Here is a 13,926-nt window from a genome sequence, read left to right on the forward strand (position 1 = left end):
ACAGATCTGTTGTCAACGATTCCGTTGACGCCGGTGAAGGTCAGGACTCCGAGCTGTAGGGGATCCGCGCCACCTCCCGCAGCATCTCCACGATTTCGGCGCCGATCAACCCGATGTCCGCTTCGATCTCATCGAGCGGGCGGGGCGGCTTGAAGCGGTAGAAGTAGCGGTTGAAGTTGATCTCGTATCCCACGAGGCCGACCTCCCCGTCGCGCCGGTCGCGCTTCGTCGTGTCGATCCAGCCGTCGGGCGCGTGCGGTGCCACCTCGCGCTCGAAGAACTCGCGCACGCTCTCCGGGACTCCGTCGTCGCCCACCGGGTCGCCACCATCCGGGAGCGGCACGCGCTCGGTGTCCCGAAGCTCCGGGTCGGGCTCCGGGTCGCCGTTGGCCGCGCGGCAGATCTCCGCCGTTTCGTCGCGTTCCGAGAGCGCCTTGAGGATCGCCTTCCGCAGGGGAACCCGTAGCTTGATCCCCGTCCCTTCCATGGCCTCGTCGAGGTCGGCGGCGAACGTCTCGCGATCCTCGTAGAGAGCGTCCGGCACCGTCCCGAGCGCCGCCCCGATCGATGCCTGCAGAGCCCGGCCTTCCGCTTCCTCGCGCTCCCCCGCCTCGCCCCGCTTCCGCGACCTGGCGAGGTTCGCGAACGCCTTCAGCTCGTCCAGCCGCGCGATCCGCTCCTCGTTCGCTCGGAAGTTGAGTTGCAGCGGACGCTCCACGGTGATCTTCCGGAACCCGAACCGGGTCGCGGGGAAGACGCGGCTGACGATCACGTCCTCCTCGCCGTCGTCGCCGGGTACGGCGCGCGTCTCCCCGTCCCGGAAACCTCGGAGCAGCGCCAGGATGTCGGCCGCCTTCTCCGGAGGGATCTCCCGCCGCTTGTCCCCCAGACTCTTCTTGAGCGGCGTCCAGAAGGAGGTGGCGTCGATGAGCTGCACCTTGCCCGCCCGCTCCGGCGCCTTGCGGTTCGTGAGCAGCCAGATGTACGTGCCGATCCCGGTGTTATAGAACAGCTGTTCCGGCAGCGCGACTAGCGCCTCGAGGAGGTCGTTCTCAAGGATGTGCCGACGGATCTCGCTCTCGCCACCCCCGGCGTCGCCGGTGAAGAGCGGCGATCCGTTCATGATGATCGCGATGCGCGTCCCGCCCTTCTCCGGTGGCCTCTCGCGCGCGAGCATGTGAAGAAGGAACAGCGTCTGCCCGTCGCTGATCCTCGGGAGCCCGGGGCCGAAACGGCCGGCCGCCCCGCGTGCGTGCTCCGCCTTGACCGCGTCCTTGTCCCGCTTCCAGTCCTTCCCGTACGGCGGATTGGCGATCAGATAATCGAAGCGCCGGTCCGCGTGCCGGTCGTTGGAGAGGGTACTGCCGAAGGCGATTCTCTTCGCGTCGTGGCCCTCCGGATCCTTCATGAAGAAGTCCGACCTCGACATGGCCCACGTCTCGGGGTTCACCTCCTGCCCGAACAGGTGGATGTCCGCGTCGCGATTGATCGGAGGCCGCAGGAGTTCGCCGTTCGCCCGCCTGCCCTCGAGAATCCGCTGCTTGGCGATCATCAGCATGCCGCCGGAGCCGCAGCAGGGGTCGTAGACGCTGCGCACCGTCCCCACCCGCGAGAGCTGCTCCTCGTCGCCCGCGAGCATCAGCTCGACCATGAGTTGGACCACATCCCGCGGCGTGAAGTGCTCGCCGGGGTTCTCGTCGAGGGCCTCGTTGAACTTCCGGATCAGCTCCTCGAAGATCGTCCCCATGGTGGCGTTGTCGACCACGTCGGGATGGAGGTCGAGCGTCCCGAATCGCTCCACCACCTGGTACAGCAGCTGCGCCTCGTCGAGCTTGCTGATCGTGTTGTCGAAGTCGAACCGCTCGATGACCTCCCGCATCTCATCGCTGAACCCGACGATGTAGTTACGCAGGTTCGCGGCCAGCTGGGGCGCGTCGGCTAGGAGGCGCTCGAAGTTGTACTGGGAGGTGTTGTAGAAGGCGAACTTCGCGGCCTTCTTCAGCTGCGCGTCCATGTCCTCCAGGCCGAGACCCCGCAGCTTGGCCTTACGCGCCAACACCTTCTCCTTCGTCGGCGCGAGCACGCAGTCGAGCCGCCGCAGCACGGTCAGCGGGAGGATCACGTCCTGGTACTTCCCCCGCTTGAAGCTGTCCCGAATCAGGTTCGCGACATCCCAGATGAAGCTGACGATCTCCGTATGCGTCATGCGCTCAACCGCAGGTGGCTCGGGCCCATCTCCTCAACTCACCTCGTAGCTCTGTTGGAATAGGGGTTTCGCGCGTTCGAGGTCATCGAGTGTCCTGAGCGTAACGGACAGCGATGCGGCGCGTCCCTTGCCGCGCACATCCTCGGTGAAGCCGGGTTTCAGCGCCACCGTTGTGGGATCGACCTTGAGGTAGACTCTCAAGCTATCCGAGAAGACCTTGACGCGCGCGAAGTTCCGGAGGCGCCTGAAGGCGACGTAGTTTTGCAGTGTTTTTTCCTGGATGTCGTCGCCCAGGTCTTTCAGGTGCCTTCTCAGGGCTTCGTATAGCTCCGAGAGCGGGCCATCCAGGGCTTCCAAGATCTCTGACATCGACCGTCCCGCTCCCGCCGTGTTGCCAAGCGCCGGGCCGGGCTCGGCGGAGGACGCGTTGACCATCTCCAGCATGAGAAGCTTCGTCCCAAAGCGCCGATATCGGATCAACTCGATGTTGCGGTTCATCTGCTCCACCGCGTGCTCATCGTAGCGCGTGTAACCGCCCGCAATGCAGATCAACCGCGGGGCCGACCAATCGATTTCCGCAGCCGCAGCCTCGCCCAGCTTGCGGAGCACAAGGAGTTCGAATTCCGAGCGATGATCGAGCAGCCAATCGAGGTAGAACAAACCCTGATTGATCACGTTCTCGTTGGTGGCCCGCTTGTATTCGATGATCACCGGGCACGCGTTCTCATCGATGCCCAGCGTGTCGATCCGACCTCGCTGCTTCCTGCCCGTCGAGTACTCACTCCCCAGCAAACGGATTCCGAGCAAGGCTTCAAGATTCCGCTCGATCAACTGGTGTAGCGTCTTCTCGACCGTCGATGCGCGACCCGGAATCTCGGTGGCGGGTTGCTTGTCGATCGCGAAGAGCTTGATGTCGGTCGTCATCTTGATCTCGGTCGAATCGGCGTGACGAGCGGGGCGAGAAGCCTCGCCGCATCAGGGCGGCGTTCCCGCGGGAACGTGAACGTCAGCGGAGCGCGCGGAAGCGGCAAGGGGGCTAAACTCCCTCCGCGTTCGCGGAAAGCGCGTGACGTGACGCCACACTCGGCACGTGACCGCCTGACTTCACTCGACCCTTACGTCATGCTGAGAAAACTCAACGTCTTCTACGAGGAACACGGCATCTTGCCGGACAGATTTCGTTGTTCCTCGCATTCAGCTTGCTCTGGGGGATCCCCAGACTTCACGTCGGCCAAGGCGAGTTACGTGGGTCCACGCTATGAAGAGCGAGAACTCCCGCGCCTGCTCTTCCTCTCGCTCGACTCCGGTAGTGCCGATCCGGATCCGCGACAACGGACGGCCGAGGCCGTTCGCGAAGGGAACCTCGCTTACGATGTGGCAGCGCTTCCGAAGAACAAGCACTGGTACCGCACCCACGAAATGGCGTTCGAGCTGCTCCGCCCGTTCAAACCGGAACTCACGGTCGTCGACTCACGGCTCTACTTCGCCCACGTCAACAGCGCGAAATGTTGCCAGAACAAGTCGCAGCGAAAGCAGGCCGACAAGGTTCTGTTCGAGAACTGCCGCCGTTTCATTCCCGGAGAACTACGCCTCCTGAGCCCGGATGTCGTCGTGACCCAAGGCGGCTGGGCCGAAGTCGCCATCCGAAGGAACTTCGACATCCTGCAGCACGACGCGCGGAGGCTACCCGCGAGCGGCTACAAGAATGACGCTCGCTACGAGACCGGCTTCATCGAACTCGAGCCGGGGGCGAGGACCGTTCTCTGGCTCCACAGCTACCACCCCGGCAACTACGGGCAGTTCAATCCGCAGCGCAGACATTGCTGGCCGCTGTATACCGAAGCGGTCGGCCGATTCTGGCTCTCGCGCTCTTGAATCAGCGATTCACGGGCTGGCGTCGGCGGATCCGCTCTTCATCCCCGTCAACGAGACATCGAGCCGCACCTGGTCGTAGGGGACCCGGGGCACCAGCGTGCCACGCTCTCCGGGTTGCAACTGCACGAGTCCGTATCGCGACATCGTCTTCAGCGTACGCGAAAGGTTCGACTTGCTTCGCCCGGCCAAGTCCGCGAGCTCCGTGATCGAACGCGGTCGCTCGCGGGCAATCAGTCCCAGGAGATGCCGATTGTGCTCGGACAGCAACTTCGCGAAGCTCTCGATCGAGGTGAACCACACCTTCGGCTCACCCTTCGCAGGCATGTGCTCGCCACGGGCAATCGCCAGGGTGCGCGCCTTCATCTGGTCGTAGCTGGCGATGCCGATCTCCAGTGTCTTCATGGAATCGAGCCTTCTTCTCCAAGTACCTGGTCCACTTCCCTCCAGAAATCCTCCAGCAGCGCGGCAGCGTCCTTGTACTCATAGGGCCGGATCGTCCGCAGCCGATGCAGATGATCGTGCGGCGCACGTTGCCGCCTGCCCGGACCTCGTCTCTCCCTTCCCAGGTGCGCGTTATCGAAGCCAACCAGCCTGGCGCCATCCGGCGCGTGCAGCGTCAACGAGTAGCTGAGGCCGTGCGGTCGTTCCGGCGTCGCCTCGGTCTGCACGACGACGAACTTCACCCAGTGCCCGATGTCGTCCACGAACATCGTCTCGCCATGCAGCTCGAGTAGTGTGTCCAATCCGGGATCGCGTGTCGGCTCCCTCATCGCGATGAGTTATCATATCCTGATAACCCGGACAAGAACAAGGTTCTCGTCGAGTTTGAACCTCAAGGAGAGATCTCCTAGCCGGAGAACGAGAGAACCCGCTCCTTGGCCAGCTCGGCGGCGTAGCATATCGCCGCGCGGACGGCTTCGGGTGTGACCGAAGGGTAGCTTTCGACGATTGCCTGGGAATCCAGTCCCGCCGCCAGATTATCGAGTACGGTCGTCACGAGGACCCGAGTGCCGGTGATGCAGGCTCTTCCGTGGCAGATCTCGGGATCGACGGTAATGTGGTCTCGCCAGTTCATGGGCTTGTTCAACCTGTCCATCGGAGCTCCAGTTTCGGCCGCCACACCGTCGGCCAAGGATTCGTCGCCTCGGCGGGTTCGCCGCAAGTTCCAAGGTAACGATATCGCGACTGCTTCGGGAAAGCTTTGGTCCGCATCGCCAAGGACTCGCGTAGTCGCGTGCTGATCCGCGAGAGCATGGAAGAGGTCGGATGGAATGTGACCGAGACGGCGGCCCGTCTGAGGTGCGAACGCGGGACGCTGTCGCGACTGCTCAACAGCAAGGCGGGCGTTTCCGCGAAAATGGCCCTGGCGTTGGAGGCGGTCGGCTGGGGCAGCGCGGATCACTGGATGCGGATGCAGGCAAGCTATGAACTCGCACAGGCACGGCGAGCGGGCCGAGAGGATTACCACTGATGGCTGACCGCGGAATCAAGGTGAATATGACTCCTTCCCATCCCGGTGACTTCATTCGCACCGAGGTCATCGACGAACTCGGCTTGAACGTGACGAAGGCCGCCGGGATTCTCGGCGTGCGGAGAGGGGCACGACGCCTCGCGGATGCGAACCCGCACATGAGATCGCGGTCGAGCGCTACCAACCCGCGAGACCATGACTCATCCCGGTTGCCCCGCGAAGCCGACCCGGGCATCTTCTCGCGTCATGATCCACGCGCCCGGCATCCGACCCCTCCGCGCCCGCAGAGCGACCTGCGCCTGTAGCACGTGCGCCTGTAGGTGTTCGTGTCCATGCGACGCGTGGATCCGGGTGTGTTGATGCGCTGAGCCCCCAAGCTCAAGCCGTTTTCCAGCCGCCCCGGTCCACCGACCCGGGCGGCTTTTTCGTGCCCTGATCCGTCGTCTTCCGCCCGCTCCTCGAAGCTGAGAGAACATCATGATCCGCCCGGTTCTGCCGAAGATACACGTCCTGTACGAAAACTCTGCCTGGATTCCGCCCCTTCGGGAGGCACTCGAGAAGGAGGGCTTCCGGGTCCGCCTCGTGCACGTGAACGAGGGGCTCGTCGACCCGTCGACACCTCCTCCCGAGGGCATGTGGATCAATCGCATCAGCCCGTCGTCACACACACGGGGCCATGTCCACACGGTCGAGTTGGCCCGGCAGCTCCTGTACTGGCTGGAGTCCCACGGCCGTCGAGTGATGAACGGGCTCTGCGCGTTCGAGCTGGAGATGAGCAAGCTCCGGCAGGACCTCGTCCTGCGGCGACACGGGATCAGCACACCTCGCACCGTGCTGGCCGTCGGGAGAGAGCATTTGCTCGAAGCGGCCGCCACCTTCGACGGCCCGTTCATCACGAAGCATGACCAGGGGGGCAAGGGTCTGGGTATCCGGCTCTTCCACCACCCCCGGGAGCTCGAGCAGTATCTCGATGGCGATGGCTTCGACGCCGGGCCCGGCGCCAGGATGATCCTCCAGCAGTACGTCAGCGCCCCGGAGCCGTTCATCACGAGGGTGGAGATCGTTGGCGGCCGCTTCCTGTTCGCAATGCGGAGTTCCACGGCCGAAGGGTTCGAGCTCTGCCCCTCGGATGTGTGCAATCCGATGCCCTCGAGGCGAGAGAAGCTCCAGATGGGTGCAACCGGCCTCTTCAGTTCCTCCCCGATCACGGCCGACGACCCATTGGTGCAGAAGTACATCCGGCTGTGCAACGACGAGGGGATCGAGATCGCCGGGATCGAATTCGTGGAGGACGCGCGGGGCAACCGCTACACGTACGACATCAACGGCACGACGAACTACAACCGGACGTTGGGCGCCCGCATCGGCGTCGACGGAATGGGCGAGGTGGCCCGGTACGTACGCAGAACGGCGATCCCGGGCCGGCGGCGCCGGCCGCGGCGCATTGCCTGTTGAGCGGAACGCCCTGGCTGTCCAGGGGTCGCCCCGCTCGGCGGCCCCTCGTCAAGATCCGGGAGCGGTCCGGGACCCCTCGGCCCCGTAGAAGGCGAGTTCGCGGTCCCGGCGGAGGTGGCGGGATGATCCCGCCAGTGCCTCGGCTTCGCGGGCCAGCCCGACGTTCCGCATCAATCGGCCCTCACCCAATACGACTGCCCGTGGACGCGGCGGCGGGAGATCCGGCCCGCCGAGATCATTCCGCGGATACCCGCGAGCCGTTCCGATACCTCCGGACCCCGCTCATGGAGTACAACACCGTCGGTCGCCACCTCCGCCCACATGCCGGAAGGTACGGCTCCCTCCGCCGGGAGGTGGACGAAGTCCGGCTCGACCTCGTGACCGCGCCAATGAAGCGCCGGCTCGCTGTCCCAACGCCGATACAGCTCCCTCGTAATCGGGACACATTCCTCGGCGATCAACAGGACATCGAAGTCCGAAGCCGCTCGGCTCTCGCCGCGCGTCCACGAGCCGAAGGCAACGACACCCACCAGCGATTCGCCGAGAAGCCTTGCCGCTCGCCCGATCAGGCCGGAGGCCTCCTCGTCCAGCCACGCACCGGGAGACGTGTGTCGGCTCGGCGGCCTCCCCAGTGGCGACCGTGACTTCATCGGAAGGCACGGCGCAGCATGAATTCGTAGACCCCGTCGCCGAACCACTTCCTGAGGAACATCACGGGGCGCGCCATCGATCCCCTGGCGTATCTCCGGCGTGGCTTCCTGGTCGTCGCGGCCTCCAGGAACACCTTCGCAAAAACCTCGGCGTCGGTGGCGCGCTCCATGAGCCTCGGGTCGTCCATCCTCTTGAGGAACCGGTCTACCTGAGCCTTGTACGCGGTGTCGCCGCAGTACTTGCGAAACTGGGCTCGCATTACGTCGGCGAACTCGGTCTTGATCGCGCCCGGTTCGATGAGGATGACCTGGATGTTGAAGGGTGCGGTCTCGAAGCGGAGGCAGTCCGACCAGCCCTCCAGGGCGTGCTTGGTCGCGTGGTACCAGGCCCCGAGGGGCACGAAGACCCGGCCCAGTATGGATGAGACGTTGATGATCCGGCCCGAGCCCTGGGCTCTCATGTGCGGCAGGACGAGCTGGGTAAGGTGGGCGAGGCCGAAGAGGTTCACCTCGAACTGGTATCTCGCGTCCTCGAGCGGGATGTCCTCGACGGGCCCGTAGAGGCCGAAGCCCGCGTTGTTGATCAGGACGTCGATGCGCCCCTCGCTCTCGATGATCCCGCTTACGGCCCGTTCGTTGTCGTCGCCCCTGGTGACGTCCATCTCGACGGGAGTGATGCCGTGTTCGGCCAGATCCTGCATGCGATCCAGCCGGCGGGCGCCGGCGTACACGCTGTGGCCCTTCCGAGCGAGCAGGATCGCGACCTCACGACCGATGCCGGACGATGCTCCGGTGACCAGCATGACTTTGCGCATGGCGCTGCTCCTTCTCTCGGCGTCGTGCCGCCTTCCCGCCCGCGGCCCGTACCCGGTTCATGTTCGAGGGCGTCGACACGATGTTAGCGTTGGGGGAGATCCGGAAGAACTGAAACACGGAGGGGCGAAAGCGATGGCCGGAAACCCCGAGGTCGACAAGGCATTCAGCAACGCCATGCGTTGGCGGCAGGAAGCGGATCAGCTGCGAGAGATCCTCCTGGAATGCGGCCTGACCGAAGAGTTGAAGTGGGGAAATCCTTGCTACGCCCATGACGGCAAGAACATCTGCATCATCCAGAGAATGAAGGACTTCCTCGCGCTCTTGTTCTTCAAGGGCGCACTGCTGAGAGACCCGGACGGCGTTCTCGAGAGGCAGGGGCCCAATTCGCGTGCCGGATACCGCATGCGCTTCACCAGCGTGCAGGACGTCGCGCGGAAGGCGAAGAGTATCGAGGCCTACACCCGTGAAGCGATCGAAGTCGAACAAGCGGGGCTGCTTGATGGGAAGGGATTCCATGACCGGTAGGCGGGAATAGCCATGTTGCACAGGGCGAGACACGGTTGGATCGAGGTCGTCGCCATCGACGAGGCCCAGTTCCTGGACGACGGCGTGTGCGAGGTTGCCGATGCGCTGGCGGATGCCGGGATGCGCGTGATCGTGGCCGGCACCGACATGGACTTCCGCGGCGAGCCCTTCGGCCCCATGGGGCTGCTCCTGGCTCGCGCGGAGCGGATCGACCAGCTGCACGCGATCTGCGTCGTGTGCGGCGATCCGGCGACCAGGAACCAGCGTCTCATCGACGGGGAGCCGGCGCCCGCGGAGGGACCGACGATCCAGGTGGGAGGCGCCGAGTCCTACGAGGCGCGCTGCCGCCGTTGCCACGACGTGCCGCAGCGAGGCCGTGCCCAGACGGAGCTGCTGTCGAGGCGTGAAACGGAGGGCTGGGAGGGGGCTTAGTGTAGTGCCGTTAGCACGACTGACCTTGGACAAGATGTTCTTGACGGTGGCGCTCCACCCGAGCGGTTTCGGGGCGCGGTTCTGGTTGGCATCCGAAGAGCGAAGCAGTTCGAAATTCCCGCGCGTGTGCCCTCCAAACCCTGGATGACCGCGCGGTATGACAGACGCAGTAGAGCGCGCATGCGCGCTGACGGAACCGAAGGAATCGCCTCGGCGCCGCGCATCCGCTACTCCTTGTTGCCGAGGGGTTGGTGATATCGATCGGGGCAGTGGTGTCCGTCTGGCTTCCCGAGAAAGGAATGGTTAAGCTCGATTTCGGCTTTTCTTCGGTGCTGCACACTAAGGAGGTTCCGATGTCAAAACGCACGGGAATCGAATGGACGGATGCGACCTGGAATCCCGTTACTGGATGCACCCGCGTCTCCAAGGGATGTGAGCACTGCTATGCGGCCACGCTGGCGGGAAGGCTGCTCCGAAGCGCGTACCTTGCCCGTACGCCTGTTGTTGATTCCGACATCACGCGCGCAGATCCCTTCGCAGTCCGCATCTGGCCGGAGCGGCTCGCCCAGCCCGAGAAGTGGCGCGAACCGAGAATGATCTTCGTCAATAGTATGAGCGATCTCTTCCACGCCCATGTACCGCGGGAGTTTGCACGAAGCATTTTTGCCACGATGCTCCGGGCAAACTGGCATACGTATCAGATCCTCACTAAGCGTCCAGCGAGAGCTCTTCGCTTTTGGGAGAACAACCAGGATCTCTTTGACGACGGGCCGTTTCCGGCGCATATCTGGCTGGGTGCCTCGGTCGAAGATCAGTCGGTGGCGTACCGTGTTCGCCACCTTCGGAGTGTTCCCGCCACTGTTCGATTCCTTTCGTGTGAGCCGCTCGTCGGTCCGCTGAGGCTTGACCTGACTGGCATTCACTGGCTGATCGCTGGTGGCGAAAGCGGTCCTGTCAGGCGCCCGATGGAAACCGAGTGGGTTCTTGAGCTTCGCAATCAATGCCAAGCCGCTAGCGTTCCGTTCTTCTTCAAGCAGTGGGGCGGGCGCACGCCGAAGGCGGGTGGCAGGGAACTTGAGGGCAGGTTGTGGGATGACATGCCCCGGGCGGTGGCTGGTTGATGAGCGCAACCATAGGGGACGGACTCGTCTGCGGATTGGAAGACGATGGCCTCTACACACCGCCCATCAAGGAGCACTCTCTCCGGAAGATCAGAGCGCACAATTACTATGTGAGACTCTTCACCACGGCCATGAAGAAGAAGTGGCCCCAGCGGGCCTATCTGGGGTTGTATTCAGGAGCTGGAAGAGCGCGGGTGTCCGAGACCAACGAGATCGTGTCCACAACGGCCATTTCGGCGCTTCAGGTACCGGATCCCTTCACCAAGTACATCTTCGTCGACAACAATCCCGACTGCATCGCGGCGCTGGAAGCTCGCATCGGTGCACTCGGCGGGGACTATGACGTGAGTCTCATCAATAAGGATGTGTCGGAAGCGGTCCCCGCAATCATCGAGGAAATGCCGTTATTCAGTAAGGGTAGGGGCCTTCTATCGTTTTGTTTCGTCGACCCGTTCTCGGCTGAGCTAGACTTCTCAATTCTCAAGCAGCTCGGCGGGAGATACAGGATGGACTTCCTTGTCCTACTGATGCTCGGTCGCGATGTGCGGACGAATTTCCGCCGCTACCTCGAAGACGAAAACGATACCCGCATCGCCAAACTTATCGACGACGCGAACTGGCGGGATGAATGGACGGCCCGCGGCTATCGAGCTAACAACGTAGTTCGCTTTATGCTCGAAAAGTTCGACGAGGCGATGAAGGGAGTGGGATATCGTCCTGCGAGGCCTGATGATGCCCATCCGATCCGGTTGCTCGAGAAGAACAAGAACGTCCTGCTCTATTACCTCGTGCTGTACAGCAAGCATCCTCTTGCGCAAACTTTCTGGAATGCTACTCGCCTCGGACTCGACGAACAGCTGACGTTACTCTGACGCGAGTCAGCCCCCGGGGGGCCTCGAACATGCCCCCTGGTAATCCGAGCGATGCGGGCCAAACAACCGTGTCCCGAGGGCGGAAGAGACCAGCACTGGTCGTGTGCGGAGACGCCGAGACCGCTGGTCGGCTGGCTGAGTTGGGTCCCATCGCGGCGGGTCGGTCTTGTTCACCGATCCTGGCGGGAACGGTTGCTGATTCTGACCCATGTCGATCGGCATCCGTCATGCAGCTGCGTGGGGTACCGCGGAGAGTATCTGCCGCCAATCGTCTGACAGCGGCCTCAGCTCCCTGGCTTGAACCCATACCTGTCCTCCCGCCTGGTGTACCTGGCGGTAGGCCCAGCGTGCGATCTGACGAGTCGCAGGCCAGTCGTGCAGGACTCCGCGCTCATCGAAGCCTTCCTCAAGTTCGTATCTGTAGACAAGGCTCCGCTCGGTCCATCGTTCGAGATGTTCCTCCGCGGCAAGCAGGTCCGACTTGTATGAGTTACACCCCTTGTGGGCCAAGACGAAGTTATGGCCAAGCTCCAGCGAGTATCGTCGCCAGGGGATGAAGTGATCGACGTCCCCGCCCGCCTTGATGTCGTTTTCGCAGTAGAAGCAACGGCCGTGCTGCAGATCCCTGAGCAGAGGACGGTACGCGGAAAGCGAGCTGCGCCGAGACCCGAAGAGGAACGACCGTAGCTCCACGACCTGGCCCAACAGCTGAGGGTTGCGTCGCTGAACGAAGTGGGACCACGCCCCCTCGATCATGTCGGTTACCATCGGGTAGAAGGCCCGAAAGCAGTAGGCGACCCCGGGCTCGAGCCGGACAACCCCACCGACATCGACGTTCTCGTACAGGAACTCCAGGCGTTCGGATCCGACGGTCTGCAACCTCCAAAGCGGCATTCTTCTTACCGTCTGCTCGACCCTGCGCCGCACGTCGCCCCAGTCCGCCGAACTCCTCTCGAGTTCGGCCAGAGAGCCCTGATAACGGTTGTGGCGCTCAGCCAATTCGCGCACAACAGTTGCCGTTTGGCCCGTGTTCTGTCTCAGGACCCGCTTGTCATCGCCTGCGACGAACGGTGCGACCTGGCGCCAGTACAGCCGGACGAACTGCTCCGCGATCTCAGAGGTGGATAGCTCCAGTTCCGCGCCACTATCGTCTCCCTTGCGAATGCACAGGTCCGCGATGGCATGAAGCAACGCAAACTTGTAACTGGAGGTAAAGCTTCCCTCGTCCAGAAGGCGCTGGAGCGAACGGAGGAAGGCGAGCTGCTCTTCGGCCGTAGGCGGTCTTGGCTCGTTCATTGGTCCCAATAAGCGGCGTGCTCGGGTAGGATCCAGCGAATGCCGCCTCTTGGATCAGCCATATCCCCGTTGAAGCGGGGGATGACATGCACGTGCGCGTGTTGCACGGTCTGACCGGCTGCCTGCCCATCGTTGAGTCCGACATTGAAGCCGTCGGGATTGAACCCTGACCCAAGCTCATCTCTCACCCTCGCCACGAGACGCCATACGTCCGCTTGGATCTCGGCACTCTGGGCGAATAGAGTCTCCGCGTGAGCCCTGGGGACCACGAGCGTGTGGCCGCGACTCACGGGATACCGGTCCCGAATGGCCACGGCATGCCGCGACTCGGCTACCACGGATTCTCCGGGCACGTCGCAGAACGGGCAGTCGGACCGTGGATCAGCACTACGCGTGGAGCTTGCGACCGCCTCTCGGCGCTCCCGAGGCCACCAGATTCTTCCCTCGAGGCGCTCCGTGCGGTCTCGAGTCGCGGTGAGCGTGGAGATCTCGTCCGCATGGCGGCTCATGATCACCGCTGATACCGCTGCGTCAAAGGCGTCCTCGGAGGAAGCGGCCTTGTGTGCGAGTGCGTCGTCAATCTCGGGAAAACCCTGAGCGAGGTACGCCTCTCGCGCGAAAGCATCGGACTTGTTCACCGGGCCGGTCAGCAGCCGTGGATAGATCTCGATCACCAGGGGCGGCTGGGCTTCGTGAAAGGGCCAGATCGAGAAGCCTGCCGTGCGGAGTGTCACCAAGTGAGGCATTCCTCGGATCGAGCCCGTGCCAACCGCCCCCGCGCCGCCGATCTGGAAGACGCTCTTGGGAGTCGAACCCTCCAGTGTGGACGCGCACTCCTCCGTGCGCCGAAAATGCTCGGGCAGCTCCGGCTTGCCCCTTCCAGGCTTTCCCCAGAAGGGGTCCGGGCAATTGCGTAGCCAGTCCTCGCCTTGCTCGGCGACGAGATTCCAGAGCGTCTCGATCGACGTCGCACCCAATTGCTCCGCATACCAGCGGGGGAAGGAGAACGCGAAATCGAGGCCAACGACAACACCGGGGTCCGCATCGGCATCACGGATCAGATGCGCGACGATTTCCGTACGATCACGCCCCGACTCCAGACGCGTAAGGCGTCCATCACGGACCTCGGCAAGCCAGATCTTGGACCGGGCCCCGGTCTTGGCTCCGGACCAATCGATGGCGATGACGCGCTTCATGGGCCGAAGAC

16 protein-coding genes and 1 pseudogene are annotated in these 13,926 nt (G+C 63.4%); 8 read left to right on the forward strand and 9 right to left on the reverse strand.

Features of this window, described 5'->3' with window-relative positions; genetic code table 11:
• Positions 1-40: 40 nt before the first annotated feature.
• Positions 41-2,206 (reverse strand): type I restriction-modification system subunit M, encoded by a 2,166-nt coding sequence (locus ACOOHF_RS16640; RefSeq protein ID WP_420462550.1) that lies wholly within the window; start codon positions 2,204-2,206, stop codon positions 41-43.
• Between the two features lie 33 nt (positions 2,207-2,239).
• Positions 2,240-3,130 (reverse strand): DUF5655 domain-containing protein, encoded by an 891-nt coding sequence (locus tag ACOOHF_RS16645; RefSeq protein ID WP_420462551.1) that lies wholly within the window; start codon positions 3,128-3,130, stop codon positions 2,240-2,242.
• 321 nt (positions 3,131-3,451) lie between these two features.
• Here ACOOHF_RS16645 and ACOOHF_RS16650 point away from each other — a divergent pair, with 321 nt between their 5' ends.
• A complete protein-coding gene (locus tag ACOOHF_RS16650; protein WP_420462552.1) occupies positions 3,452-4,081 on the forward strand; it encodes a hypothetical protein in 630 nt (209 codons plus the stop codon).
• A 9-nt stretch (positions 4,082-4,090) separates the two neighbouring features.
• Here the strand turns inward: ACOOHF_RS16650 and ACOOHF_RS16655 are convergent, their stop codons facing one another.
• The 3 genes from ACOOHF_RS16655 to ACOOHF_RS16665 all read right to left on the reverse strand — a co-directional run bounded on the left by ACOOHF_RS16655 (position 4,091) and on the right by ACOOHF_RS16665 (position 5,177).
• Positions 4,091-4,483, reverse strand: coding sequence for a helix-turn-helix domain-containing protein (locus ACOOHF_RS16655; protein ID WP_420462553.1), 393 nt, complete (start codon positions 4,481-4,483; stop codon positions 4,091-4,093).
• A complete protein-coding gene (locus tag ACOOHF_RS16660) occupies positions 4,480-4,851 on the reverse strand; it encodes a toxin-antitoxin system TumE family protein (protein ID WP_420462554.1) in 372 nt (123 codons plus the stop codon). Before ACOOHF_RS16660 ends, ACOOHF_RS16655 begins: the two co-directional genes overlap by 4 nt.
• A 77-nt stretch (positions 4,852-4,928) precedes the next feature.
• Positions 4,929-5,177, reverse strand: a complete 249-nt coding sequence (locus ACOOHF_RS16665; protein WP_420462555.1) for a DUF433 domain-containing protein — start codon at positions 5,175-5,177, stop codon at positions 4,929-4,931.
• Positions 5,178-5,315: 138 nt separating this feature from the next.
• On the opposite strand from ACOOHF_RS16665, the gene ACOOHF_RS16670 reads away from it, so the two are divergent.
• The 3 genes from ACOOHF_RS16670 to ACOOHF_RS16680 all read left to right on the forward strand — a co-directional run bounded on the left by ACOOHF_RS16670 (position 5,316) and on the right by ACOOHF_RS16680 (position 7,007).
• The gene (locus ACOOHF_RS16670) at positions 5,316-5,552 is read left to right on the forward strand and encodes a HigA family addiction module antitoxin (protein ID WP_420462556.1); all 237 of its coding nucleotides are present in this window, start codon (positions 5,316-5,318) and stop codon (positions 5,550-5,552) included.
• Positions 5,552-5,857: a hypothetical protein gene (locus tag ACOOHF_RS16675; RefSeq protein ID WP_420462557.1), complete on the forward strand. Its 306-nt coding sequence runs from the start codon at positions 5,552-5,554 to the stop codon at positions 5,855-5,857. Before ACOOHF_RS16670 ends, ACOOHF_RS16675 begins: the two co-directional genes overlap by 1 nt.
• 172 nt (positions 5,858-6,029) lie before the next feature.
• Positions 6,030-7,007, forward strand: coding sequence for an ATP-grasp domain-containing protein (locus tag ACOOHF_RS16680; RefSeq protein ID WP_420462558.1), 978 nt, complete (start codon positions 6,030-6,032; stop codon positions 7,005-7,007).
• Between the two features lie 170 nt (positions 7,008-7,177).
• Here ACOOHF_RS16680 and ACOOHF_RS16685 read toward each other — a convergent pair whose 3' ends face one another.
• The gene (locus tag ACOOHF_RS16685) at positions 7,178-7,657 is read right to left on the reverse strand and encodes a hypothetical protein (RefSeq protein ID WP_420462559.1); all 480 of its coding nucleotides are present in this window, start codon (positions 7,655-7,657) and stop codon (positions 7,178-7,180) included.
• Positions 7,654-8,472, reverse strand: a complete 819-nt coding sequence (locus ACOOHF_RS16690; RefSeq protein ID WP_420462560.1) for an oxidoreductase — start codon at positions 8,470-8,472, stop codon at positions 7,654-7,656. The genes ACOOHF_RS16685 and ACOOHF_RS16690 overlap by 4 nt, the downstream gene beginning before the upstream one ends.
• 133 nt (positions 8,473-8,605) lie before the next feature.
• On the opposite strand from ACOOHF_RS16690, the gene ACOOHF_RS16695 reads away from it, so the two are divergent.
• The 4 genes and pseudogenes from ACOOHF_RS16695 (at position 8,606) to tcmP (ending at position 11,423) form a co-directional block, all read left to right on the forward strand.
• Complete coding sequence (locus ACOOHF_RS16695; RefSeq protein ID WP_420462561.1) at positions 8,606-8,998, forward strand: DUF1801 domain-containing protein; 393 nt, start codon at positions 8,606-8,608, stop codon at positions 8,996-8,998.
• Between the two features lie 42 nt (positions 8,999-9,040).
• Positions 9,041-9,430 (forward strand): annotated as a pseudogene (locus tag ACOOHF_RS16700) (thymidine kinase); the annotation flags it as partial.
• A gap of 353 nt (positions 9,431-9,783) precedes the next feature.
• Positions 9,784-10,551 (forward strand): DUF5131 family protein, encoded by a 768-nt coding sequence (locus ACOOHF_RS16705; RefSeq protein WP_420464390.1) that lies wholly within the window; start codon positions 9,784-9,786, stop codon positions 10,549-10,551.
• Positions 10,551-11,423 (forward strand): three-Cys-motif partner protein TcmP, encoded by an 873-nt coding sequence (tcmP, locus tag ACOOHF_RS16710; protein ID WP_420462562.1) that lies wholly within the window; start codon positions 10,551-10,553, stop codon positions 11,421-11,423. The genes ACOOHF_RS16705 and tcmP overlap by 1 nt, the downstream gene beginning before the upstream one ends.
• A 225-nt stretch (positions 11,424-11,648) precedes the next feature.
• On the opposite strand, the gene ACOOHF_RS16715 is transcribed toward tcmP, so the two are convergent.
• Both ACOOHF_RS16715 and ACOOHF_RS16720 read right to left on the reverse strand, forming a co-directional pair.
• A complete protein-coding gene (locus ACOOHF_RS16715) occupies positions 11,649-12,719 on the reverse strand; it encodes an HNH endonuclease (RefSeq protein WP_420462563.1) in 1,071 nt (356 codons plus the stop codon).
• Positions 12,716-13,915 (reverse strand): HIT domain-containing protein, encoded by a 1,200-nt coding sequence (locus tag ACOOHF_RS16720; protein ID WP_420462564.1) that lies wholly within the window; start codon positions 13,913-13,915, stop codon positions 12,716-12,718. The genes ACOOHF_RS16715 and ACOOHF_RS16720 overlap by 4 nt, the downstream gene beginning before the upstream one ends.
• Between the last annotated feature and the right edge of the window lie 11 nt (positions 13,916-13,926).

This window comes from Candidatus Palauibacter sp. (genome assembly GCF_965216145.1).
Lineage (GTDB): Bacteria > Gemmatimonadota > Gemmatimonadetes > Palauibacterales > Palauibacteraceae > Palauibacter.